Origin of the sequence: Sphingobacterium shayense, from assembly GCF_013179575.1 — a bacterium.
Lineage (GTDB): Bacteria > Bacteroidota > Bacteroidia > Sphingobacteriales > Sphingobacteriaceae > Sphingobacterium > Sphingobacterium shayense.
In genome coordinates, this window is sequence record NZ_JABMCQ010000061.1 from 1 (window position 1) to 22,802 (window position 22,802).

General features: G+C 37.7%; 23 protein-coding genes. 12 read left to right on the forward strand and 11 right to left on the reverse strand.

Features of this window, described 5'->3' with window-relative positions; genetic code table 11:
* The 5 genes from HP439_RS09120 to HP439_RS09140 all read right to left on the reverse strand — a co-directional run.
* On the reverse strand, positions 1-356 hold a 356-nt coding region (locus tag HP439_RS09120; RefSeq protein ID WP_172390034.1), incomplete at its 3' end, for a heavy-metal-associated domain-containing protein.
* A 188-nt stretch (positions 357-544) separates the two neighbouring features.
* Positions 545-1,108, reverse strand: coding sequence for a helix-turn-helix domain-containing protein (locus tag HP439_RS09125; RefSeq protein ID WP_172390035.1), 564 nt, complete (start codon positions 1,106-1,108; stop codon positions 545-547).
* Between the two features lie 346 nt (positions 1,109-1,454).
* A complete protein-coding gene (locus tag HP439_RS09130) occupies positions 1,455-1,826 on the reverse strand; it encodes a DoxX family protein (protein ID WP_172390036.1) in 372 nt (123 codons plus the stop codon).
* A 5-nt stretch (positions 1,827-1,831) separates the two neighbouring features.
* Positions 1,832-2,299, reverse strand: coding sequence for an SRPBCC family protein (locus HP439_RS09135; protein WP_172390037.1), 468 nt, complete (start codon positions 2,297-2,299; stop codon positions 1,832-1,834).
* A gap of 12 nt (positions 2,300-2,311) precedes the next feature.
* Positions 2,312-2,626 carry a metalloregulator ArsR/SmtB family transcription factor gene (locus HP439_RS09140; protein WP_172390038.1) on the reverse strand — a complete coding sequence of 105 codons (315 nt, stop codon included), beginning with the start codon at positions 2,624-2,626 and terminating at the stop codon, positions 2,312-2,314.
* A gap of 608 nt (positions 2,627-3,234) precedes the next feature.
* On the opposite strand from HP439_RS09140, the gene arr reads away from it, so the two are divergent.
* The 5 genes from arr to HP439_RS09165 all read left to right on the forward strand — a co-directional run bounded on the left by arr (position 3,235) and on the right by HP439_RS09165 (position 7,953).
* Positions 3,235-3,666, forward strand: a complete 432-nt coding sequence (gene arr / locus HP439_RS19720) for an NAD(+)--rifampin ADP-ribosyltransferase (protein ID WP_425501337.1) — start codon at positions 3,235-3,237, stop codon at positions 3,664-3,666.
* 476 nt (positions 3,667-4,142) lie between these two features.
* Positions 4,143-4,877 (forward strand): sulfite exporter TauE/SafE family protein, encoded by a 735-nt coding sequence (locus HP439_RS09150; protein ID WP_172390040.1) that lies wholly within the window; start codon positions 4,143-4,145, stop codon positions 4,875-4,877.
* 606 nt (positions 4,878-5,483) lie between these two features.
* Positions 5,484-5,945 carry a hypothetical protein gene (locus tag HP439_RS09155; protein WP_172390041.1) on the forward strand — a complete coding sequence of 154 codons (462 nt, stop codon included), beginning with the start codon at positions 5,484-5,486 and terminating at the stop codon, positions 5,943-5,945.
* Between the two features lie 538 nt (positions 5,946-6,483).
* Positions 6,484-7,362 carry a hypothetical protein gene (locus HP439_RS09160; RefSeq protein ID WP_172390042.1) on the forward strand — a complete coding sequence of 293 codons (879 nt, stop codon included), beginning with the start codon at positions 6,484-6,486 and terminating at the stop codon, positions 7,360-7,362.
* Between the two features lie 69 nt (positions 7,363-7,431).
* Positions 7,432-7,953, forward strand: coding sequence for a hypothetical protein (locus HP439_RS09165; protein WP_172390043.1), 522 nt, complete (start codon positions 7,432-7,434; stop codon positions 7,951-7,953).
* Between the two features lie 160 nt (positions 7,954-8,113).
* Here HP439_RS09165 and HP439_RS09170 read toward each other — a convergent pair whose 3' ends face one another.
* Positions 8,114-8,674 (reverse strand): hypothetical protein, encoded by a 561-nt coding sequence (locus tag HP439_RS09170; RefSeq protein WP_172390044.1) that lies wholly within the window; start codon positions 8,672-8,674, stop codon positions 8,114-8,116.
* A gap of 531 nt (positions 8,675-9,205) precedes the next feature.
* On the opposite strand from HP439_RS09170, the gene HP439_RS09175 reads away from it, so the two are divergent.
* The 6 genes from HP439_RS09175 (at position 9,206) to HP439_RS09200 (ending at position 16,165) form a co-directional block, all read left to right on the forward strand.
* On the forward strand, positions 9,206-9,577 hold the full coding sequence (locus tag HP439_RS09175) for a helix-turn-helix domain-containing protein (RefSeq protein WP_172390045.1): 372 nt from the start codon (positions 9,206-9,208) through the stop codon (positions 9,575-9,577).
* Positions 9,578-9,660: 83 nt separating this feature from the next.
* Positions 9,661-10,416, forward strand: a complete 756-nt coding sequence (locus HP439_RS09180) for an SDR family oxidoreductase (RefSeq protein WP_172390046.1) — start codon at positions 9,661-9,663, stop codon at positions 10,414-10,416.
* Between the two features lie 380 nt (positions 10,417-10,796).
* The gene (locus HP439_RS09185) at positions 10,797-11,636 is read left to right on the forward strand and encodes an SDR family oxidoreductase (RefSeq protein ID WP_172390047.1); all 840 of its coding nucleotides are present in this window, start codon (positions 10,797-10,799) and stop codon (positions 11,634-11,636) included.
* A 441-nt stretch (positions 11,637-12,077) separates the two neighbouring features.
* On the forward strand, positions 12,078-12,992 hold the full coding sequence (locus HP439_RS09190; protein WP_172390048.1) for a helix-turn-helix domain-containing protein: 915 nt from the start codon (positions 12,078-12,080) through the stop codon (positions 12,990-12,992).
* Positions 12,993-13,904: 912 nt separating this feature from the next.
* Positions 13,905-15,341 carry a S41 family peptidase gene (locus tag HP439_RS09195; RefSeq protein ID WP_172390049.1) on the forward strand — a complete coding sequence of 479 codons (1,437 nt, stop codon included), beginning with the start codon at positions 13,905-13,907 and terminating at the stop codon, positions 15,339-15,341.
* Positions 15,342-15,562: 221 nt separating this feature from the next.
* On the forward strand, positions 15,563-16,165 hold the full coding sequence (locus tag HP439_RS09200; protein ID WP_172390050.1) for a hypothetical protein: 603 nt from the start codon (positions 15,563-15,565) through the stop codon (positions 16,163-16,165).
* A gap of 103 nt (positions 16,166-16,268) precedes the next feature.
* On the opposite strand, the gene HP439_RS09205 is transcribed toward HP439_RS09200, so the two are convergent.
* From HP439_RS09205 to HP439_RS09225, 5 genes are all read right to left on the reverse strand, one after another.
* Positions 16,269-18,665: a PDZ domain-containing protein gene (locus HP439_RS09205; protein ID WP_172390051.1), complete on the reverse strand. Its 2,397-nt coding sequence runs from the start codon at positions 18,663-18,665 to the stop codon at positions 16,269-16,271.
* Positions 18,666-19,259: 594 nt separating this feature from the next.
* Complete coding sequence (locus HP439_RS09210; protein WP_172390052.1) at positions 19,260-20,036, reverse strand: DUF3050 domain-containing protein; 777 nt, start codon at positions 20,034-20,036, stop codon at positions 19,260-19,262.
* A 138-nt stretch (positions 20,037-20,174) separates the two neighbouring features.
* Entirely contained in the window at positions 20,175-21,083 is a 909-nt protein-coding gene (locus tag HP439_RS09215) for an alpha/beta fold hydrolase (protein ID WP_172390053.1), read from the reverse strand.
* A 14-nt stretch (positions 21,084-21,097) separates the two neighbouring features.
* The gene (locus tag HP439_RS09220) at positions 21,098-21,574 is read right to left on the reverse strand and encodes an SRPBCC family protein (protein WP_172390054.1); all 477 of its coding nucleotides are present in this window, start codon (positions 21,572-21,574) and stop codon (positions 21,098-21,100) included.
* Positions 21,575-21,579: 5 nt separating this feature from the next.
* Entirely contained in the window at positions 21,580-21,897 is a 318-nt protein-coding gene (locus tag HP439_RS09225; RefSeq protein ID WP_172390055.1) for an ArsR/SmtB family transcription factor, read from the reverse strand.
* A gap of 299 nt (positions 21,898-22,196) precedes the next feature.
* On the opposite strand from HP439_RS09225, the gene HP439_RS09230 reads away from it, so the two are divergent.
* Positions 22,197-22,802 (forward strand): MCP four helix bundle domain-containing protein (locus HP439_RS09230; protein ID WP_172390056.1); only part of this gene is annotated, 606 nt, incomplete at its 3' end.

Here is a 22,802-nt window from a genome sequence, read left to right on the forward strand (position 1 = left end):
TATTCAACGGTCAGGTTCCCTGTTGCAAAGTTCACCGAGGCGTCAACCACCCCAGCCTCATAGCGGACAATGCTTTCAGCACTTCCTGCGCAGGAAGCACAGGTCATTCCCAACACCGGAAAAGTGTTCTTAACCGTCGTAACGCCGTAGCCCAGATCTTTAATTGCCTTAACGGCTTCACCCACTACTTCATTTTTCTCGACTGTAATAGCCGCTCTACGGTTGTTCAACTCTACCTTGTGGGTTTCTATACCTTTCACTTTCTCCAATCCTTTTTCAACGATCAACGCACAATGTTCGCTTTCTACGTCCTCTAAAGGAATGTAAACTGTTTCTTTGTTATTATTTGTTGCCATATCTTGATTGTCTATAATTTATAATACAAAGGTGATAATAAAAAGGACGATTAATATTGTGGAATTATGGCTTTGATTTGTAAGATTTATGGAACAAAAATGGTCAGGTAAACGAAATTCAACCTGACCTACTTAATATGTAACGCGGAAAAACATACGCGCGCTGGCGTCTTAGCTTAGGAAAAACCTTATACTTGGTCCAGCGGTTTTCGTTTGTCTTCCCGGATTTTCTTAAAATGACTCGGAGTTAGGCCCGTCACCTTTTTAAATTGATTGCTTAGATACGCAACGCTAGAATAGTTCAAACGATATGCGATCTCACTCAATGACAACTCGTCATACACCAAAAACTCCTTCACTTTCTCGATTTTTTGAGCAATGAAATATTTCTCAATGGTTGTACCTTCGACTTCTGAAAAAAGATTGGAGAGATAGTTATAGTCGTGGTTAAGCTTTTCACTTAACAGATCCGACAGGTTGGTTTTAATGTCACTATCTTGATAATGCACCTGGTCAATGATCACATTCTTTATTTTCTCTATAATCCTGCTTTTTTTATTGTCAATCACTTCAAATCCTAGAGAATGAAGATTGTTTTCCAAATCAACCTTTTCTTCGGAAGTAGGTTCTTTCTCAAGTGTTGCCTCACCCAGCTTGATGTCTTTGACTTTCAGACCAAGTTTGTCCAACTCATTTTGCACCACCATTATACAGCGGTTACATACCATATTTTTAATAAAAAGTGTTGCCATAGCTATCCGTATCCACGTTCTCCGTTTATTGAACGATTAATGTCAAATTTACGATTTAAGTTGATATATGGGTGTTAACTCAATATCCTCTTTTTAAAAAGCCCGTCTCGATTAGTTCTTTAATATTCCAACTAAAATTCCTCTTTGCACATCCTACAAGTGGGACCACTATCTCTGGTTGGCGCTTTTTGGGGTCTGTAATGTTAACCCTTCCAACAGAGTTACGACAGTGGGATTCTCGAGTGACTTGCTGTCGTAATTAATTCCGCTCCCTGTACCAGAGGGGCGGCCCGCAATATGGACCAATGCCTTTAGCTCCACTAAAATTTACCTGATCAATCAAATGCTATGCTGTTCTGCGGCCGGCCGGCCTATAGATCCAGGAAATAATGGTTAGAACGAGTAACAATGCGGGACCAAAATAGTCGACGGCTCCGTCCCTCACCGCGAAATGTGTAAAGATCGCCCCGGTGGTTAAAAAGAAAAACCCGGCATAAGCCCATTCTTTGAGCAGTGGGAATTTAGGAACGAGAACAGCTACCACACCTAAGAGTTTCCAGATGCCGATGATTGTTAGAAAATAAGCCGGATACCCCAAATCGTTTATTTTTTTCACTTCTTCATCCATCCGGATGATCTGAACGATTGCGGTTGATACCATTCCTAGACTTAGCCAAATGGTGGCGATCCAATAGATGATTTTGTCTCTTTTTTTCATAATGGTTATTTTAATTTGCTGATTACTTTCTGCAGTTGGTTATGTGCCATATTGATACCCATTGCAAATGGCAGTTTAAGCATATTATCACGATCTTCAACGGATTTGAAAACGATCTGCATCACCAACCTACTGGTTTGATCGTCGACTGACTGGAAATCTAAAAACTCAAGCTGAACGGGAAAGCCTGTATTTTCCATCTCAAAGGTTCTTGTGATGTTTTGGTTCTCAATAATTTTATGAATCGCACCGTTGGCACGGAATAGAACATTTCCTCTCTCGTCTACCGTTTCAAACTGATAGCTGCCGTGCGCTTTATTTTCTAGGTTCAACACCTTGTTCCCCATCCACTGCTCAACGAGGCTGGCATCTGTATAAGCTTTGAAAAGCAAGTGTACGGGTAGGTCGAAGGTTCTCGTTATCAAGATTTCTTGTTTACCGTCTTCGGCGGCAATTTTGGTTTTCTGCTCCATGCGTTTATTTCTTTATTTATATGATTTCATCACCTGCTCCAACTTGTTGAACCTATCATCCCATAACTTTCTGAAAGGCGCTATAAAATCCGCAACCTCTTTCATCTTGTCCGCATTGAGATGGTAGTAAACCTCACGGCCTTTCTGTTCTTGCGTTAATAATTGACAGCTTGTCAAAATTTGAAGGTGTTTTGATACTGTTGGTCTAGCTGTGTCAAAATTCGAAGCGATAACCCCTGCCGTCATCGATTGCGTCGCAAGCAAAACAAGGATCGACCGTCTTGTTGGATCCGCTATAGCTTGGAATACATCTCGTCTTACATTCATTGCGTAGTCATTTGACTACAAATATATGCGTAGCCATTTAACTACACAAATTTATTTTAATTTTTTCCTTCGACTGTTCTGCGAATCGTAAATAAGTAAACCCTGGCATAATTTTCTGTTCCGAATGTTACGTAAATCACACGGCAACGCTTCGTCACAGGAACTGTTCGATGTAAACGCTAAAGGCGTCTGTTACATCGCTACTTGGAGCGAAATTAAACAGGAGAATTACGTATATTTGAGAACTAACGGCCGTTATGAGCCTTGCATTACCCTAACATACAAGATCGTTAAATATGGAATTCAGCCCAAACAACCCCGTTGTTAAATTATGCCTACAGGGTATGGAGATGGAAGAAAAAGGAAAACCTGAAGAAGCAATAAAATTATTTCTTCAAGCATGGGACGAAGCAACACACGATTTAGAAAAATTCATCGCCGCCCACTACGTAGCACAGCAACAAGACAATGTTTCTGAAAGATTAATATGGCTTCAGAAGGACTTGCAACTGGCGTTACAAATAAATGATTATGAAATTAACGGAGCACTCCCTCCTCTTTATTTAAATATTGCGCACTGTTACGCGGAGCTAGGTGACCTAGAAAACGTGAAAAAGAATCTAGACTTAGCGAAGGCGAATGAGGAAGTACCAACTGACAAAGGCCCTTTTTACCACGGAACCAAGGCGAACTTAAAGATTGGCGATTTACTGTTGGCGGGCGGCAAATCGAATTATAAGGACGAACTGCTAATGAACCATATATATTTTACCGCAATAATTAACGGCGCGGGGCTTGCAGCAGCTTTAGCGAAGGGTGATGACCCTGAACGCGTTTATATCGTCGAACCAACAGGAATATTCGAAAATGACCCGAACGTCACCAACAAGAAATTCCCTGGCAACCCTTCCCGTTCTTATCGTAGTACGTTACCACTTAAGATTACCGGCGAGGTGACGGATTGGGAACGAATTACATCTGAGCAGCGCAAAGCGTGGCAGAAAAAATTAGCGGCTAACAAAGGGGAAATAATTAACTAAAAAAAGCATTCGATTAATACTGCATTTTAGCCTATCTAGAAGACAATGTAAAAAGGTCTCGATAAGCCACGGAATGAATATGCTGTATCGTCCGCAATTAACATACCTAAAAAAACAAATATATGTGAAATATTATGGCGTGAAATGCACAAGAGTCCCCTATTATCTCTAAAGAAAGTTTAGGTGGGATGTGACACTGATCCAATCTCTGCGAAATCCCCTTTAAAGAAAACTTCTGCATGCCGGTTGATTCATCACAGAACACAGCACCTGCAGCAAGTGAAAGGATTTGCAAAGGGCCTGTCACTGCTAATATGAAACCGCCCAAAAACACATAACAAGGTCTCAGTTTTTCTTGGTTATTTGGCCGTTTTTTGTTAAATTTGAGAATAAGCGAAAGCCCAAAATTTTGTTAAAACTTATATGAAATACTCGGTTTAAAAGAACCGAATTATCATGCCCTGAACAGATATACAATGACGTTTACTATTACATTTATCCTTATTATTAGTTTTCTAGCTTCTTTGGTACGATCAACATTAGGCTTCGGAGAATCGTTGATAGCCGTTCCATTATTTCTTCTTTTTTTACCTGTCGAAACTGCTGTTCCTTTGTCGGTGATGCTCTCTATTGTGATCGCCCTGGTTATCGTCATTCAGGACCATAGCCGTATCCATTTTAATAGTGCTAAGTGGCTAATTTTATATGCGCTCCTAGGTGTCCCATTAGGTATATTTATTCTTGTTTACGGCAATCAAAATCTAATAAAAATAGGCCTTGGTGTACTCATCATACTCTATTGCCTTTATTCCCTTTACATTAAAAATAACAAGGTGCTTAAAGAGGATAGTAAACTCTGGCTTTTCATATGTGGCTTCTTGTCCGGTGTATTTGGCGGGGCCTACGGGTTAAACGGGCCTCCGTTAGTAATTTACGGAACATTAAGACAGTGGAGTGCGAAACATTTCCGCGCTACCCTACAGGCTTACTTTCTACCCGTAAGCTTAATCAGTGTGCTAGGGTATTACGCAAAAGGACTTATTACTACTGAAGTAAACATCTATTTCGGCGTCTCCTTGATTACGACTATTCCGGCAATATTTCTGGGCAGATACTTGAACCATCAACTAAAAGATGGATCGTTCTTCAAATATGTATACTGGGGTCTTCTGATGATTAGCATAATATTGATTGTTACCACCCTGATTTAAATTATCTGTTAATACCAACAGAAACCAACTTCTGAATCGGACGATGAATGAACCAGTATAAGATTCAATTTGTTCGATACTAACATAATATATGCGGGGCTAGAACACCTATTTGTAGACTTAAAATGGGTATATCGCGATCTAAATAGCACTACATGTCTAGATATAACTCTGCGCTAATTTGCTAGAATATTACAACAGACATGATTCTAATGTTGTCATTTACTTTGTGAGCGACCGGTTTGTTCACACCAATGACAGGCAACGAAACGACTATTGCCGATATATGTCCACCAACTTTTACTGACGTTCTATTACAGAAGAACGCATTCCCTACCCCAATCAGGTCCGGTAGATAAATCATTATTGCTTTAAAAAAATTGTAAGTACTCTTTTTTAATGTTAACTTTAATCCAATTGCTGATTCACTTATCCTTTGAAGATGAATTTCTGATAGTTACAATAAATTAAACAAGAACTTTTGAACGATAAGGGTACGTAAAATAAAGCCTTATTAAAAAACTTCTTTAGCAGGCAGGAGTTTATAATGCAAGACATATTTAAAAGCAGAATCGAACCAATTCATTTTTACACAATTTTAACCGTATGAAATATCAAAGTATACAGTTTGGATGGATAATCAGTCTTATTTTCGTTATTGTACTGATCATTTTAATAATTGGTTACAGCTATGACTTGGGACAAAACCCAGTTGATACAACTGGATTGTTGACCGTTGGTGGAATTCTTTTGGTTGCACTTTTATGTTTTTACCGCCTTAAAATCGTCGTTCACAACAAAACCATTTATCTTATTTATGGCATAGGGTTAATTCGAATCAAGGTTAAACCAAAGAATATTCACGAATTGCGAACCGTAAAAACGCCTTTGTACTGGGGATTAGGTATTCGTTTTACACGCGAGGGGATGCTTTACAATATTCAAGGCACAAAAGGCGTTAAAATAACTTTTCAAGATGGGCGAAGTAAAACAACTATCAGGGTCGGAACTCCAGAGCCTGAAGCTTTAATGGAAGCAATAAAAAGGGAATTCCAATTTTCGGTATAACGATCATTCATCGCCTCGATTTATCCGCCTGATGAACTACTTATTTGATTACTGAATAATACCTCTATAGCTCTGTGGATACAGATCTTTTATTTTTTTATGGTTTATGGACATAATATTTCAAGTAGTCTCTCATTCGCTCTAAGCTATAGAAGGACCTAAACTAAAAGCAATGCGATTTTTCGCATTGAAAGAAATATCTTCAAAACCCAATAAGATATTATTGGCACTGATATTTGGAAATACAATTATTCAATTATAACGGCATTTGTTTTGCTCATTTTACTGTATCTCATAAGAAAAGTCGTTAATAACGATACTTAAGATATCTTTAGAAAAAAATCATGATGAAATCTGGAAAGAAAAATTGAGGGCTACATGATTTTATTTTTTGTGTCCTTGATATTAATATAATTGTATAAATGTAAAAGGTATAAAATTGCGTACATTCTCAACTAATCGAGCACCGGACGAAAAAGAAGTTGAAGTAAAAAATTGATTTATGAGTCATCACATTAAATACTTTTCAATCCCTTTATTGGTATTTATGTTATTTTCATGCCAACAAACTACCAGGCCACTCCAAGAAAAGAAGCCCGAGCAAAATAAAACAATCGAAACACAGCGCAGCAGCTTTAAATTTTATAAAAGTTTTGGTTTTTGTAATAGTGAAATAGGATATTTTTCGCAGCAGGAGGCAGATGATCTATATGCTGATAAAATTATAAAAATTGATAAAAAGAATGTAATAAAGTCTGATGCATTTTCAGCTTTTGATGAGGAGCAGTGGGATTGTATAAAGGAAAATTTAAGTCTGAAAAATGATAATAATATAAAAATAATTAATACCAACGCCGACTTCCCATTTGAGAAACTGGTATTGGTAGACGACAAATATGTAGTTGTTTCCCGTGATGGATATTTTTTTACTTTTATTTTGAAGGAAGCAATCGCGTCAGTACAGAAAAACAATGCACGTGATCATAATTTCACTCTGTTGTTTAATGTACCCCTTACGGGACTATCGATTGTTAACCCAAAAGAACCTGATATTTTCAAGAAATATGGTTTGGATTTTTCAACTGTTTGTAACTGTAATTCGCCATCAATATATTTAAACAAAGATGCTAACGAACTGATAATTTTCAATTACTGTGATAATAACATATTTTTTAAAGATATTAAAAACAAGTACGTTTTTAACGTTGGTAAATTAGAAGTTGATGACGAAAAAATGATTGTATCAAGCCCTGATTTAGAACTTAGTTTTCAAAAAATAGAAAATGGAGAAATCTATCGCATGAAAGTATTGAGAGGTAAGTTTCCGAGTAATTTTGTAGGTAATGATCTAAAGAGCTTTTTCACCTCCCAGCCCAAAAAATTTCAGAAAACGGGTTGTGGAGATTACGATGGTTAAAATTCTATGGCGAAAAACAAATACACGTGAAATTATTATAAATTTTATTGTGTAGTATAGACTATAAATATGAGTAAGATTTTTTCATTTACATCTAAAGGATATGATCATCAAACAATCATGAAAGCTGCTTATCAATGGCTTCCCGTTTTTGCTGTGGTGATTTTCCTATGTTCTTATTTTACCAGGTTTCGTTTTATTTTATATCTTTCTGTAGGTGCGGCAACCTATGCTTTCATACTTAATCAATTAAAAAAGAAATCGGTGATTTTCAGCTTTAATCCTAATGAAATACTGATCAACGATAAGGATATTCAACTATCATCGATAGAAAACTATTACATTTCTATGCCTTTGAACGAGCTTATTTCGCTTCGGTTGAAAGTTAAAGAAAAAAATGAAGCCTTTTATATCGAGAAAGAAGCTCAATATAATATTGAAGAATTTTTTAACGCGAAAAATATTCCAATGAAAAAAACTTCGTATGACAATTATTTGAAATACGGACATTTAATACTGCCTTTTGTAGGATTATTAATCTGTGCTGCTATGTACAAATTATATCAATATGTTCAGTATGGGTTCTTTTAATAACTTAACTACATACTAATAATATACAGAACTAAATAACTTTGACAAAAAGAGAAGGTACAGAATCTAGTTTCAGGAATAGACAATTGTGTTGCCCCATTTTTTCATTGCTATTATAACCGGGCGATTGTTTGAAATTCGTATGCAGGACTATTTTACTTCATTTTTTATAGAGATCTAAACATTTTGCTTCATAAGCAAAACATAACGAATCGCTAAACTTCTCAAGATATGTTTTGGGTATGATCATTGTGGTTTTGATGGTCGGCATCTTTCGTAATTTCCCTTGGCTTACCTTATAAAAATCTCCTATATATTCATTTGTCAGAAGATTGACACTTGATTTTCCTTTAGCTTCTTCCCCGTAATCGTAGCTCAAAATATCATCAATTCGCCTCATTTGTACAAGTTGCATTTTCTTTGCTTTCTGATCATACTCAAAAACACATCTAAATGCGGATCTATCAAAATCATTCCAAAATTCAAAGCCTTTTTCTGTTGAAACCAGCGTGTTTCCAAAATTGAGTGTCCATATTTTTCGGCTTTGTATTTTTTTATATTTTAGGGTAGATAATAAACAAATTAAGTTTTTAGCGTCATTGTCAATACGAACTGTGTCGTTTATTGAATCTCCGTCAAAATCTTTAACAATTTTCTGAACCGACTGTCCAAAAGCTGAAACAGACAAAATTATAAAAAGTAAAAAAGTAATTTTTTTCATTATCTCCAATCAGTTGTTCAGATACAGCACCATTAATGATTTTAAATTTGAATGGCTATCCGTGCATTCAAATACTATATTGAAAGTAAGATAGTAAACAAAACAATAAAAGGATAATTAAACTGGATATTCCGGGGAAAGTACATCAAGCATTCCGCGTGAAAGTGCACTAGTGAAAGAGGTCAATAATACGTACTTATGCCTCACTGTTAGTCAAAGTTAGTGGTTTTTTGCTTCCTCAAGGATTTTCCTTGTATAGGGAGCTTTGGTAGTCCTTTCACTTCATAAAAGTTCCCTCGTCTTTTATGAGTACTTCCCCTGTACACATTTAAATTCAACCGCTTTTAGCGTTTAGCCCGTCTGCTGACTCAGGCTACGATGTTATCATTATTTGGTTGATCGTTGAATTCTGGATCGTGAATTGTGGTAAATAGAACAAACTTGGTGTGTAATATGAAATAATCACAAGCGATTATTAGCTAATCAGCCGATAGTATAAATCCCAATAATTAATATTTGAATTTCAATCGAATGAACAAGACAACCCAAGACATATTAAAAAGGAGCCAAGAGATCACCCAAAATTATTTTCAGTTCTTGGATAAACACGTTGTAGATGTGGTTTCGGGAAACGCACCCGAGTTTATGGAAATAAACCAGATTGCAAGCGCGCTACATGTATCCCATACACATTTAACCGACACCGTTCAAAAGGAAACAGGGAATCACCCCTGTCATTTTTACGACTTAAAAATCATTGACCACGCCAAGCAAATGCTCCTCGAAACAGATAAATCAGTCTCGGACATTGCGAGAATGCTGACCTACGATCCTTCTAATTTTTCAAAATTTTTTAAAAAATTTGTTGGCCAAACTCCCGGCCAATTTAGAAAATCAAAATAAAGTTCCGAAAAGTTCACCACGATTTACACGTTCTGTATTGCCACCTTTGTTATAACAATTGTGTATTATCAATATAAAACAACATGGCTAGAAACGATTTAAAAGGAAAAGTAGTCCTGATCACAGGCGGTGCAAAGAATCTAGGCGGTCTATTAAGCCGTAATTTTGCTACCAAGGGCGCAAAAGTTGCAATCCACTACAACAGCGAGAGTACAAAATCAGATGCTGAGAAAACATTAGCAGATATTACAAAGTCAGGCGGAGAGGCACTCCTATTCCAAGCAGACCTAACCGATGTAAAGAATATTACCAAACTGTTTGATGCTGCTATCAAACAATTTGGAGGTGTTGACATCGCAATAAACACGGTTGGTAAGGTAATGAAAAAACCGTTTGGAGAAACTACAGAAGAAGAATACGACAGTATGAGCGATATCAACTCTAAAATAGCTTATTTCTTTATTCAAGAAGCAGGCAAAAGGTTAAATGACAACGGTAAGATTAATACCATAGTAACTTCGTTGCTTGCTGCATTTACAGGGTATTATTCCACCTACGCCGGTACAAAAGCGCCTGTGGAACATTTTACAAGAGCCGCTTCCAAAGAGTTTGGATCCCGTGGTATCTCGGTGACAGCGGTTGCTCCTGGCCCAATGGACACCCCTTTTTTCTACGGACAGGAGAGCGACGACGCCGTGGCTTATCATAAATCGGCTTCTGATTTAGGTGGATTGACTGACATCAAAGATATTGCTCCTCTGGTCGAGTTTTTGGTGACTGATGGTTGGTGGATTACGGGGCAAACTATCTTTGCAAACGGTGGTTATACAACAAGATAATGTATATAGGCAAACGAGTGATCGTTTGCCTATCGCTTTAAGTTTAGATATAATATATAATGAAACCTGTATTATTCTTGATTCAGCGACTTGATCACTTCGTAACGACTGGAAAGTCCAAATTCAATTAATGTATTCAAGACCGTCCAAATTTCTTGTACATACTTGGTTAACACCTAGTATGTGATGTCTTGTGTTGGAGTATATTCGATGTTTTGGTATCAACCGATGTGCTTCCAAAGTAGCAAGCTCAGAACTTAATACTTTCGGTGATTAGTGTACATTCACGATTTAACTACGTTATTCGTTGATTCAGTTAGATGGAGTTCTCACTATATCGTCATTTTTGTGCTATCATTTTAAACATAAAACACAAAAAAATGGAAACGAAAAAAGTATGGTTTGTTACAGGAGCTTCAAAAGGATTGGGGCTTATATTAGTGAAGAAACTTCTAGAACGCGGCTATCTTGTCGCTGCAACCTCGCGTGACCTTCACAGTTTAGTCGCAGAAGTGGGACATCCATCCAACTCATTCCTTCCTATTTCGATGGACTTAACCGACAACGAAAATGTGAAAACAGCAATCGATCAATGTGTGAATCATTTTGGACATATTGACGTCGTGGTAAACAACGCAGGCTTCGGATTAATTGGCACGATCGAAGAATTGAGCGACAAGGAAGTAAGAGAAAATTTTGATGTGAATGTTTTCGGTTCGCTCAATGTAATCAGGAATGCTACACCTTACTTACGTCGCCAGCGATCTGGTCACATTTTCAATATAGCATCTATAGGCGGTTATTCAGGAGGTTTTGCAGGATTTGATATTTATTGTTCATCTAAATTTGCCGTTGCAGGGTTCACCGAGGGACTGGCTGAAGCGCTGAAAGACTTTGGAGTGCACGCTTCTGTGGTTTACCCTGGATACTTCAGGACAAATTTTCTAAAGAGCGGGTCTATACGAACCGCGGAGAACCCTATTGCGGAATACAGCAGCGCAAGAGCTTCCGAGCAGGCACATCTTAACGATATTGACGGCAATCAGCCTAACGATCCTGAGCGAGCTGCAGAAATATTGATAAATGTAAGCGACCTCTCCACGCCGCCGGTACATCTTTTTTTAGGGAAAGATGCATATGCAATCGCAAACCAGAAAACCGAGCTTATTCAGCAAACCATGGCTGAATACGAAGCACTCGGTACCTCTACGAATGTATAACTAGTCAGCTTAGAAAATGGAACAATAGGACCTGCGAACGCTCTTGGATGAACAACCATGCTCCAACGCCCATAGTGAGGCCAACGGAGAAAGGAGCTGACGATCTAGTTTACATAACATTTGGTCCGCTATCCGGGAATGTCACTGGTTATTCTCACCTATAGATCCATGCTGAAAATTCTGTAAAGAGTAAGTCATCGGAGGCTCTTGAAAAAACAATATTAAAAAAAACGGTACGTCTCGGTTATTTATTCGGTGCTGACGATCATCAGCACCGAATTATAATGTATTAGTGTACGTATCCAGAAGACGAGACGATAGTGAAAACTACGCCCGGTAAATAAATAATAGGAATTTTATCCGTGTCTGAGAAACTGAAGCTGCGTCTCGCCCCATTTGAAGTATGATCTTATATGAAGATAAAAAATTAAATTAGTCCCCATGAAACAAATATTTCGCTTTAGTTCGATAGCAGAATTTCATGATTTTTGCCGTCTCCCCTATCCTGAACACCCTCTAATCAGTCTGATAGACTATAGCAAGGTTTCTTACCCTGTTGACGACAATGAGCTGAAGTGGATTCAAGAATTTTATTCCGTTGGTTTAAAAAGGAATGTTAACGCCAAATTTAACTACGGCCAACAGCAGTATGATTTTAATTCAGGAGTACTGACCTTTGTTTCTCCACTTCAGTTTTTAAAATTGGAAATTAATCAAAATATAGTCGTTGATCCTACAGGCTGGCTTCTACTCATTCATCCCGATTTCTTATGGAATACATCGTTGGCGGGAAAGATAAAATCATATGATTTTTTTCAGTATTCGGTGAATGAGGCCCTTTTCCTTTCAGATAAAGAAGAAAAAATAATCGTAGACGTTCTTCAAAATATAGAAAAAGAATACCAGTCGAATATAGATAGGTTTAGTCAGGAGATTATCATATCACAGTTGGAAATGTTACTCATTTATTCTGAAAGATTCTACGAACGTCAGTTTATTACGCGTAAAAGATCAAATTTTGAACTATTAGACAGGTTTGAAAACATACTTTTGAATCACTTTGATAACGGCGCATCGTTGGAAAATGGCGTCCCTACCGTGAAAACGATTGCTGACGAGCTGAATATTTCATCTAATTATCTGGGAACATTGTTACGGCTGCATACCCAACAAAATACACAGCAGCACATTCAAAATAAAATGATTGATTATGCTAAACAGAAACTGAGTACAACCGAATTACCTGTTAGTAACATCGCCTATGAATTAGGCTTTGAACATCCGCAGTCATTCAGTAAACTATTCAAACAAAAAACCGGTCAGACACCTTTAGAATTCAGACAACTGTTCAAATAGCACCCGATTTATAGTTAAAAACGTAGCACAAGCTATTCATGATACTTATTTTTTATCATAGTGGTTTAACTATTGTACTTTTACGTAGTAGAATATGTAATATTCGTTAACCACATAGAAATCGAACATTTACTTTTGTTGTGATTGTGAAACTATATCCGTATGAAATTTTGTCTTAAGAGCATCATGGTGATCCTGTCGATTATCTTTGTCGGTCACGAATTAAACGCCCAAACTATAGGCGAAATCGATATCCAACGTGCGTATTGCCCAAGAGTACAAAGGAAATAGGGAAAGATGACAAAGGAAACGTCGTCCTGCGAATTGAGAACTTCAGACCGCAATACGTGACGTTTGGTCTTTCAAAGTATATCTATCAACTTAAAGACAAATCTTATATTGTGACCAGAGATTCGGTCTTTTAGTTACTTCCGAACCATCTATAGAAATTGTTGCCGTAAGTTAATTTTCATTATTTATAACGCGATAAATCATTTAGATTAGAGAAAAGGCCATTTTCCGTGTAATCGTCCGATTTATGCCTTCTTTTATCCCGAATCATAGTTTTCAAGACGTTATAACCAAAAAAAAATCGTCTAAAATGTGGCATTTTATTTTATAGATTATATATTTAGTGTTTGTAAAACCTAGTCGAAGTGTTATCTATGGTAAACGAGTTTTCTTTTAAGATACCTTTGTACCGATGGCAGAAACACTGTGTACTCCACACTAAAAGAATGAATGGTATTTATTGTATCGCTGATTCAACATAGAAATATTGGGAGTTAACGACAACAACTACTGATTCAAGTCCTATAAAGGGTGAGCGTTGGTAAAGGGCGAGCGTTAGATGTTACAGAACTTCAATACGCGGGTTCGTATACATTTACAATTGTTGTAAACTGATGAAATATGATCAAAGGGTATATTAGTTTTCTATTTATGATGATTTTGCTTGCTTGTAAAGGACAGCAAATAAAGAATTCAGGATTCGAAGTTGAAGGAGGGTGGCATCCCGGTTATAATAGTAATGAGAACATTACCATCGATCGAGAAGAAAAGTTTTGTGGAAAAAAATCACTATTAATTAATAACAAGGAAAGCAAACTTAGTTACTGTAATCAAACATTCAATTATACTTGTGAAGCGTTTGAAAAAATATTTATAAAATTCCATGTCAAAGGAATACTTGACGAAGCTTCGACCATAAATCTATGGGTGAACTCTTATAATAAAAGAAAAATTCTATATTCAATACCTATAAAGTCCAATGAGTCGATACCTCAATGGAAAGAAATGTCATTATCTTTGATCCTTCCTCCAGAGACAGATGGAATTCAAATAGGTATGAGTTTAAATGGAAAAGGTAGGGTTTGGTTTGACGAGTTCAGTTTGAAAAAAAAAACTATTGAACAGCAGGACACCTCATATTCTCGAAGTACCAAAAAATATATCTCGGAGGTAGTGAACATAATTAAGGAACATGCTCTGAACAAAGATAGTCTTAATTACAAACAAGACGTCCAAAAAGCTCTAAAGCTGTCAAATTTCAACGAAAAGAAAGAATATCTATCGGTCAGGTATTTGTTAAGAAAATTACGAGATCGACATAGTGCTTTTATTGAAAAAGAAGAAAAAAGCAATTCGACCAATAATGTAGTAGACAGATCTCTCCCCAGTGGTAAAATTGTTCAAGATTCGTTTGCTTATATTCACTTGCCAACGCTTTCCGTTACTGTCGATAGTTTTTATCACGATTATGCAGATACTTTATATAAAACTATTACCGACCTAAATAAATATGTGCCAAAATTTTGGATTCTTGACTTAAGAGGTAATAAAGGTGGAGTGGTCTGGCCAATGATCGCAGGGCTTGGGCCGTTATTAGAAGACGGTATTCAAGGGTATTTCGTTTATCGCAATAGCAAAAGGAGGCCTTGGATCTATAAAAACGGTAAAGCTTATTCCAGCAAAGATTCTAAGTTTGAGATTAAGGACAAAAATTTCAATAAAATAGATAGATCAAATTCTAGAGTGTTGATGTTAACTGATGGAACAACAGCGAGCGCGGCGGAAATGATTGCAGTCATGTTGCGAGGTTATAAGAACACACTGATCGTTGGCAAAAAATCCAGGGGCCTAACAAGTGGAAATTCTACATTTACCCTTTCGGACGGGTCTATATTAAGGCTTACAACTTCAAGATATATGGATAAAAATGGAAAGGTTTATACTGGGAAAATTATTCCTGATATACAGATAGATCTGGGAGTGAAAGAACCACTTTGTGTACTCCCGCTCGATTCCTTATCTGAAAAAGCAGACCAATTGTTAAATTTAAAAAGATAAAAATAGAAATTTAAATTTCATTATAGCCACGTATAGGATCGTGAATACAGGAATGGTAGTGACCACTTTTTTAACCTCGATATTCTTGAAGCTATTCATAATACTTATTTTTTATCATAGTGGTTTAACTATTGTACTTTTACGTAGTAGAATATGTAATATTCGTTAACCACATAGAAATCTAACATTTACTTTTGTTGTGATTGTTAAACTATATCCGTATGAAATTTTGTCTTAAGAGCATCATGGTGATCCTGTCGATTATCTTTGTCGGTCACGAATTAAACGCCCAAACTATGGGCGAAATCGATATCCAACGTATTTCAATTAAAGATACGTTTCTTGTCAACGAAATATCAAAAGTGATTATCGAACAGGAAACAAGAAGCGCGGGTAAGCCAGACAATTTATGGTTCAAAAATGGATATGGTTATATTAGGCTCACTTTCAACACATTTAGTCATGGGGATACTTTACACTCTTTTCACATCAGCCCAGATCAGTCACCGATTGGACGCGCGGATGACGAATCGTTTCCAAACTACTACGCGTTTATCAACGGCAGACCAATCTTGATATATAACAAACACTCCATTATGCAGCCATTGGAGCTGATATTCTCGGATAAAAGCAAGAAGAGATTCTTGAAGCGGCTAAATCACGTATTGCCCAAGGGTACAAAGCAAATAGGGAAAGATGACAAAGGGAACGTCGTACTGCGAATTGAGAATTTCAGACCACAATACCTAACGTTTGGTCTTTCAAAGTCTATCTATCAACTTAAAGACAAATCTTATATTGTGACCAGAGATTCGGTCTTTTAACTTTTTATTATCCTCCAAGTTTGCTTAGAGTGACAGACGAATACGTACAAGCAGATAAACTAAAACAGTGGTTATTCAATATGTATCTCAAAATTCAATTCTATCATCTTTTCACCTGAATCTTTAGTTTTTCTTGGTTTCTGAAAACAAATAGTATTAGGCTATCTACGTAATTGTCACGTTTGCTAATGCGCGCCAAGTCTCGAACGTTCTTAATCTGTTCCGATTGGAATTCAAGGATAACATCACCCGGTTGAAGGCCCCCTTTAATTAATGGAGAACTAGGACTAAGTTCGACCACCAGCACACCTTCCATACTTGGCAATCCCGCAGCAGACTGTTCCCCTAGGCTTTCAATTGATTTAAATGTTCCTCCGCTCCACGTAAACAATTCACCTGTAGTGCGTGGGTCCGTCACGACAACTGCCGGAATCTGCGGGGCGTCTGTTATCGCTTTCAACCGAGGGGATTTTACACCAACATCTTCCAAGTTAAGCTTGCTAAAGTTCTTTAAATTTCCTGAATTCAATTCGAAATCGCCTGTGGCGGCCTCGTTAAAGGTCAAGTCAATAATTGACCCATGGATCTCAATGCCTTTTGTCTGATCCTTTATCAGGTCATCGGGATTGGTATAAAAATTATAATCGACTGTGTCTCCCCAAAATTTCACTTGAATATCTTGATGCGCATTCATGACGATATTGGTCCGGAAGACATCGTGACTATCTTTAAACCAAACATGTGGGTGAAATCCATTATTCAAAATTAAATTATTAAAAACTGTCCTATAAAAGCCCTCTCGCAATTTAAGACCGCCGCTCAAACATAAGTTGTTATAGATAGCATAATTTGTCGAACCATCATCTAAGTCGATATCCCAGCCGTGGTCACATTGAAAACGGTTTTCCCTGATGCGGGTCGTTTCTACAGCATCCAATTTCACCCAATTGGGGTGCGCCGCAGTAATACGGTCCATTTCCTGACGGTCCGGATGCCAGAAGCGGTCCCGTCCCCAGGAATTAAACGCGCCATGATCACTAGTTTCAAGTACAGTGCGAAAAACATCATTGAACGCTATATCATGACCGCCCCAACTACCATCTCCAATATTAATCCCTGCTCGAGGCACATCATAAATGGTATTATGCAGAACTGATATCCTAGATGCCATAGCGATTTGAATTCCGGCGACCTGCTTCTCGATTAAGCCAATATTTCTAATCAAGTTATCACTGACCTCACATTCCGCAGGGTAGTTATTGGACTTTGGTCCGGCAACAGTGTCTATTTCAGACTCAGGGACAAATTTTTCATATCGGAAAGAAGGCGAACGAACGGCATCTGGATTTCCAACAAAATTAATTCCCCCCGCTCCCACGCGTTCGATCAAGTTACCCGCCAAACGAACGTTTCGATTATAATTACTTACAAAAATTGCATTCCCTCCTAGGTCTGTAAAATTCGAATTTTCAATCTGACAACGTTCCGAGCCTTCAATCTTAACCGCTGCCTGACGATAAATCGTCCAGTCGCTTCTAAGTAAGGGCTCTTCTGTCTTCATAAAAGTTGGTGATGTATGAGTAAAATGTATCCCTTGTACATTTACATCATGAACAGGATTCGTTTCAGTTCCAGAGAGCGTAAGAATAGATTCTAACACGGGGGCTTCAAATTTCTGTCTATTCGGATTTTGTCCTCCGGGGGCTTTAAAGTAAAGGGTTGAGGTCCTTTCATCAAGGAACCATTCATTATCAGCGTCTAATTCTTCGAAAACGTTCTCTACAAACCGATAGGTTTTATGCATTTTACTGGGTCTGTTATTCTGCAGCCCACCTTCTAACTCCAAATCACCTTGCTCGTTCTTTCCCGTTACTCGGTAATGAAAACCACCCCACCGTCCTTCATGCAAAGCGTGTACGATGGCATTTTGAGGATTATTCCAACTCTTTACACGTTGTGTGCTTATAGCATCCTCTGCATATCCGTTGAACGGCAGGACATCTGTATCGTAATTAGGGTATCTAGCGCGAATCAAAGGCTTCCCATCAACAAACAAACTCTGAAAAGTAAGGCCATCTGGCACTTGCGTATGCCATAGCCCTGAGGATGCTTGCTGCCAGTTTAACTTCAAAATCCTGGCCCCAGACCAAACAACTTCCTCTCCTGGTTCTGCCTTAAGTGTAAAAGGAGCTTTTTTATTACCGGACATCGCAGGCCCTATAACTAGAGTCTGATCAATATAATAATGACCTTTAAGAATACGCAATTCAACTGCTATGGATGGACTTTTCTTTTTCAATTTCGCAATATGCAGTAGGGCCGCCGATGGAGAAGCATAAGGCTTTTCTTTAGTCCCAGAATTGCTATCCTTACCATATTTAGCGACGTATAGCTTTACCGCGGAATCCTCCTGGGAAAAAGCTAAAATTGAGTTACAAAAAATTAAAACAACGGCTAAAAAAACAGGCAGTCTAACAGATTTAATCGGTCTTATTTTCATTTCAAATTTTTTGATATAATGGCCACGTAAAAGTAGAATATCTTTTTGATCTGCTTGAAGCAAATCACTTGGTTTTTCCTACAAGAATTATCTCATAGTATTAGCCAGACATTAATATAGAATTATTTTTTTAAAACTAACTAAAGCTTGAGACATATACCTAGACTTACAAATTCAACCGACCAATTAAATCACCAACCAGGATTTTGTTTTAAGTCTGGGTTTAAAGTCAACTGATACATCGATACAGTATCAATAATCCCGTTCAATATTGAACTTTAACCTTGAGCCTCCTGTACATGGTATCTTTATCGATTATGATCTTTCTACAAAGCAGCCAACCCATTTTTCAAGTTTTTCTTGTCGAGCAAGATCCAGTGCAGCTTTTGCTTATAAAAGGTTTCGGAGAAGCAGTAATAAACGACAGTTAAGAATTCTACAAACAGAAACGTGAATTAACAAGCGAGGTAGATATTTCTTAATTTAAAATTTCATTGGATAAAAAAAATCCCTTTATTTGACAATAAGTAACTTGTAATAAGAATGTTAATAGTTTATTGTTGATTTTTTAATGTAGGTAAACTTAACATATTTTCATTCGCTTTGTAGCGTATCGTGTATGGCATCCCAAAGTGCAATCCTTTTGATTAAACTTTCTTTCGCTACCTCTTTCATCTCCAGCCAATTATTTTCATCGTTGTCTGCAATATTATGAATCATGCGCATTGCCAGCGGTCCATGTTCATCCCCATCCAAATCAATATGTCGTTGAAAATAATAAATAAATCCATCAAGTCCTGTGTCAGGGAACTGGGCCTTTAATCGTTTTAATATCGAAGTAAACATATCCGGTATCAAATCTTCACGCCCGAAAGTAAATGCCGAAGCCACTATGTGAGCTTTTCCGCTGTCAATGCAGTCAAAGGTAAATTTTAAGAATTCCTTAATTCTAAGATCAATGTTCGTATCGGCGATACAATCTCTTATATTCGTCCCATTTTTTAACCGAGAAATGAAATTTTCAATGAGCGAGTAATCGGCTCCTAAATCTTTCATTGCCTCTAGATAAAGCTCATAATGACTTAAGCGCCTCCCTCCTTCGGAAATATCCGACTCTTCAGCTAGAACAATTTCATTTATGAGATACCGTGTATCGGGATTTTCACTTGGAATCCACGGGAGGGTCGTACAGGTTAATTTCATTTGCAGGAACTTTAACAATGACATAAAATCCCAAACGGCATACACATGCCCTTCTGTGAACCTTTTCAGGTCTTCAATACTAGATATGTTTTGATACAAAGGATGAGTTAGTAAACGCTGTCTTTCTTCCTCGATATATTGTTGTATACTTTCGATATTGTTATGCATGCGCCAAAAATAAGAAAAGATCAGAGAAAAATTAATTAACCTAGGCATTGAGCAATAGAAACAACAAAATCCTACTGTATAGTATTTCAGGCAAAAAACGATTTAACGAGCAGTCTACCTAGGTCGATTGATCAAGTTCTAATTGCGTGCAATTTTATCGCTACTAAGCTCAAGAAATTGTTCAATCATATCTACCACAAAAGGAGACTCGTCGGAACCGGATTTTAAGGTTGTTATCTCCCCTATGTATTCCCCATGCCCACCCGGAATTATTGCTAATCGAGAATTTGGAATTAGTCTTTGCAGTTCGATAGCATGTTCTGGTGTAATAACATCTTTATCCCCGTTTACGATTAATGTAGGAGCATTGATAGCCTTGAGTAGATAATCGGGTATATCTTTAAAATTTATCATTCTTTTTGCATCCTTATCGTGCATGATCTGCAAATTTTCAGGATTTGGTGCCACACTTAAATATGCTTCCTTTAGCGGTTGAGGCATATTGTCTAAGGTTGCCTGATGCATGAAATCCCAAAACCCAGATGGAACACCACTACGTTTACAAAGAGCAGAACCCAAGACAATCTTATCGACTCGATCCGGATGACGAATCGCCAGCTCAACTGTTGTTGTACCTCCATTACTAAAACCAAAAATATCTGCTTTTTCAATATTTAATTTCGTTAACAAGGCTGCAACATCGTCGGCATCCTGCTGGAAGGATAAATCGCTGTCACGGTCACCGCTGCGACCGTGCGCCTGCAGTTCTAAGGCTATGACCGTCCTATTCTTTGCGAACAACGGGATAACATTTCCAAAATTGGATTGAATTGTTGAACCTCCACCGTGGATCAAGACCAAAGGTTTACCCTGCCCATGGATCTCATAATACATATTAAGGCCGTTAACCTCTTCAAATCCGCTTTTAAAAGCCAGGGTATCCTTTGTCGCCCTTTTAATATGATCGTGTTGTCCTGACTGGCCAGTATTATCGCAGGAATATAACACCAAAGCTCCCATTACAGTATATATAATTGTCCTTTTCATCTTCTTGATTTCTCTTAATTCAAAAGTGAATTCAACTTGTTGAACATTTTGATCCAGCTCTGGTAAGCACCCGTTTTTTTAGCTTCTGCTTCTGAAACGGTTTGATGAATTGTAACTTTCGTCTGCTCACCTAGGGACTCAAAGGTGACGGTCGTAACTTGCTCCTCTGGCCAATCCTCCGTTTTACCGGCATCCACCGAACGCACCGAATTACCGGCCCGATCTGACATTGCCATTGTAAAAACAAGCTTTTCGTCCAGAACAACCTCCAAATAGGTGCCTTTAATCCAGCATTCGCCATGTATAGGATCGTGAATACAGGAATGGTAGTGACCACCTTTCTTAACCTCGATATTCTTAAAGGTTATGCTGCATTCATCCGGCGCATACCACTTTCTTAATTGCTCGGGATCTGTCCACGCCCGGAAAACCACATCCCTTGGCGCATCAAAGAAATGATTGATAAAAAGTTCTTTTTTTTCTACAGTCATGATTATTATTTTTTAGTTTCTGCGAGAAACCTATCAAGCTTTTCAAACCGTTGACTCCACAGCCTGCGGGATTCTGTTACCCAATCTGTTATCTCATCCAATTGACGCAGATCAGCCCTACATACCCTTTCACGTCCTTTCTGACTCACGGAGATAACACCGCATTCATTTAATACCTTAATGTGTTTTGCAATCGCCTGTTTGCTAATATCAAAATTCTCACAAATTTGAGTAATATTAAGCGGGCCGCGTGACAATTTGTGAATAATCATTCTTCTGGTAGGGTCGGCGATTGCCTGAAATATGTCTCTTCTTTCTATCATAATACAACCAAATGGTTGTCCAAATATAAGAACAACCATTTGGTTGTCAAAATATTATTTATAAAAACTTATGAAACGAAGAAAATTACTAGAAAAATATAAACCTATTCCTCTAAAAATATCCACAACCGATAAAGAAAATTGCGCGTAAACTGATGAGCGGCATGCTGTAGGTTGTATCGATTGAAAGGGATCTTTTATCTTTCATATTGTCTCGGTGAATGCGCTTTAATCAAAATAATTCCTTAAATTGTCTGGATTATAAGCCCAAATATTCAGCTAAATTACAATTGAAAACTATGTGGACATTTGCGATTAAACAAAAAATGACAGCCGCAGTACTGCTGTTCGCTGTAATTGTTCTTGTGATGTTGACCAATATGCGTGAACAGCGGACGGCGAAACGAATAAGTACCGCGGTTACTTCCCTCTACGAAGATAGGCTCGTAGTTGCGCAATATATTCATCAATTGTCAAAACAAATGGACGGTATCATTTACGTCTTGGAGAAAGAAAAGACAGAAGACTCTATACAAATAAACAGCTACCTGAGGGAGGTCGCCACATTAAATGCGTTATACGAAAAAACGACGCTTACGGAAACTGAAAAAATTAATTTTGAGCAGTTCAAAAAACTGTGTCGGACTATATCGCAAAATTATCGAACGGGTGATCAAACCGCAGTATTATTAACGGCCCGCGATGCCGAAAAAACGTTGCAGACCTTATCATCGATACAAGTAGAAGAAGGAAAAAACAAGTTAGATGAAGTCTTAGACATGACTTATTTTACCAACTTGTTTTCTTACTTGGAGCTCGTGATCCTGATTGTAATCGCGGTAATCATCCAGGCACTTGTATTCGCCTCAAAGACCATAAGGGGCATTAAAAAGCCAAGTAATGAA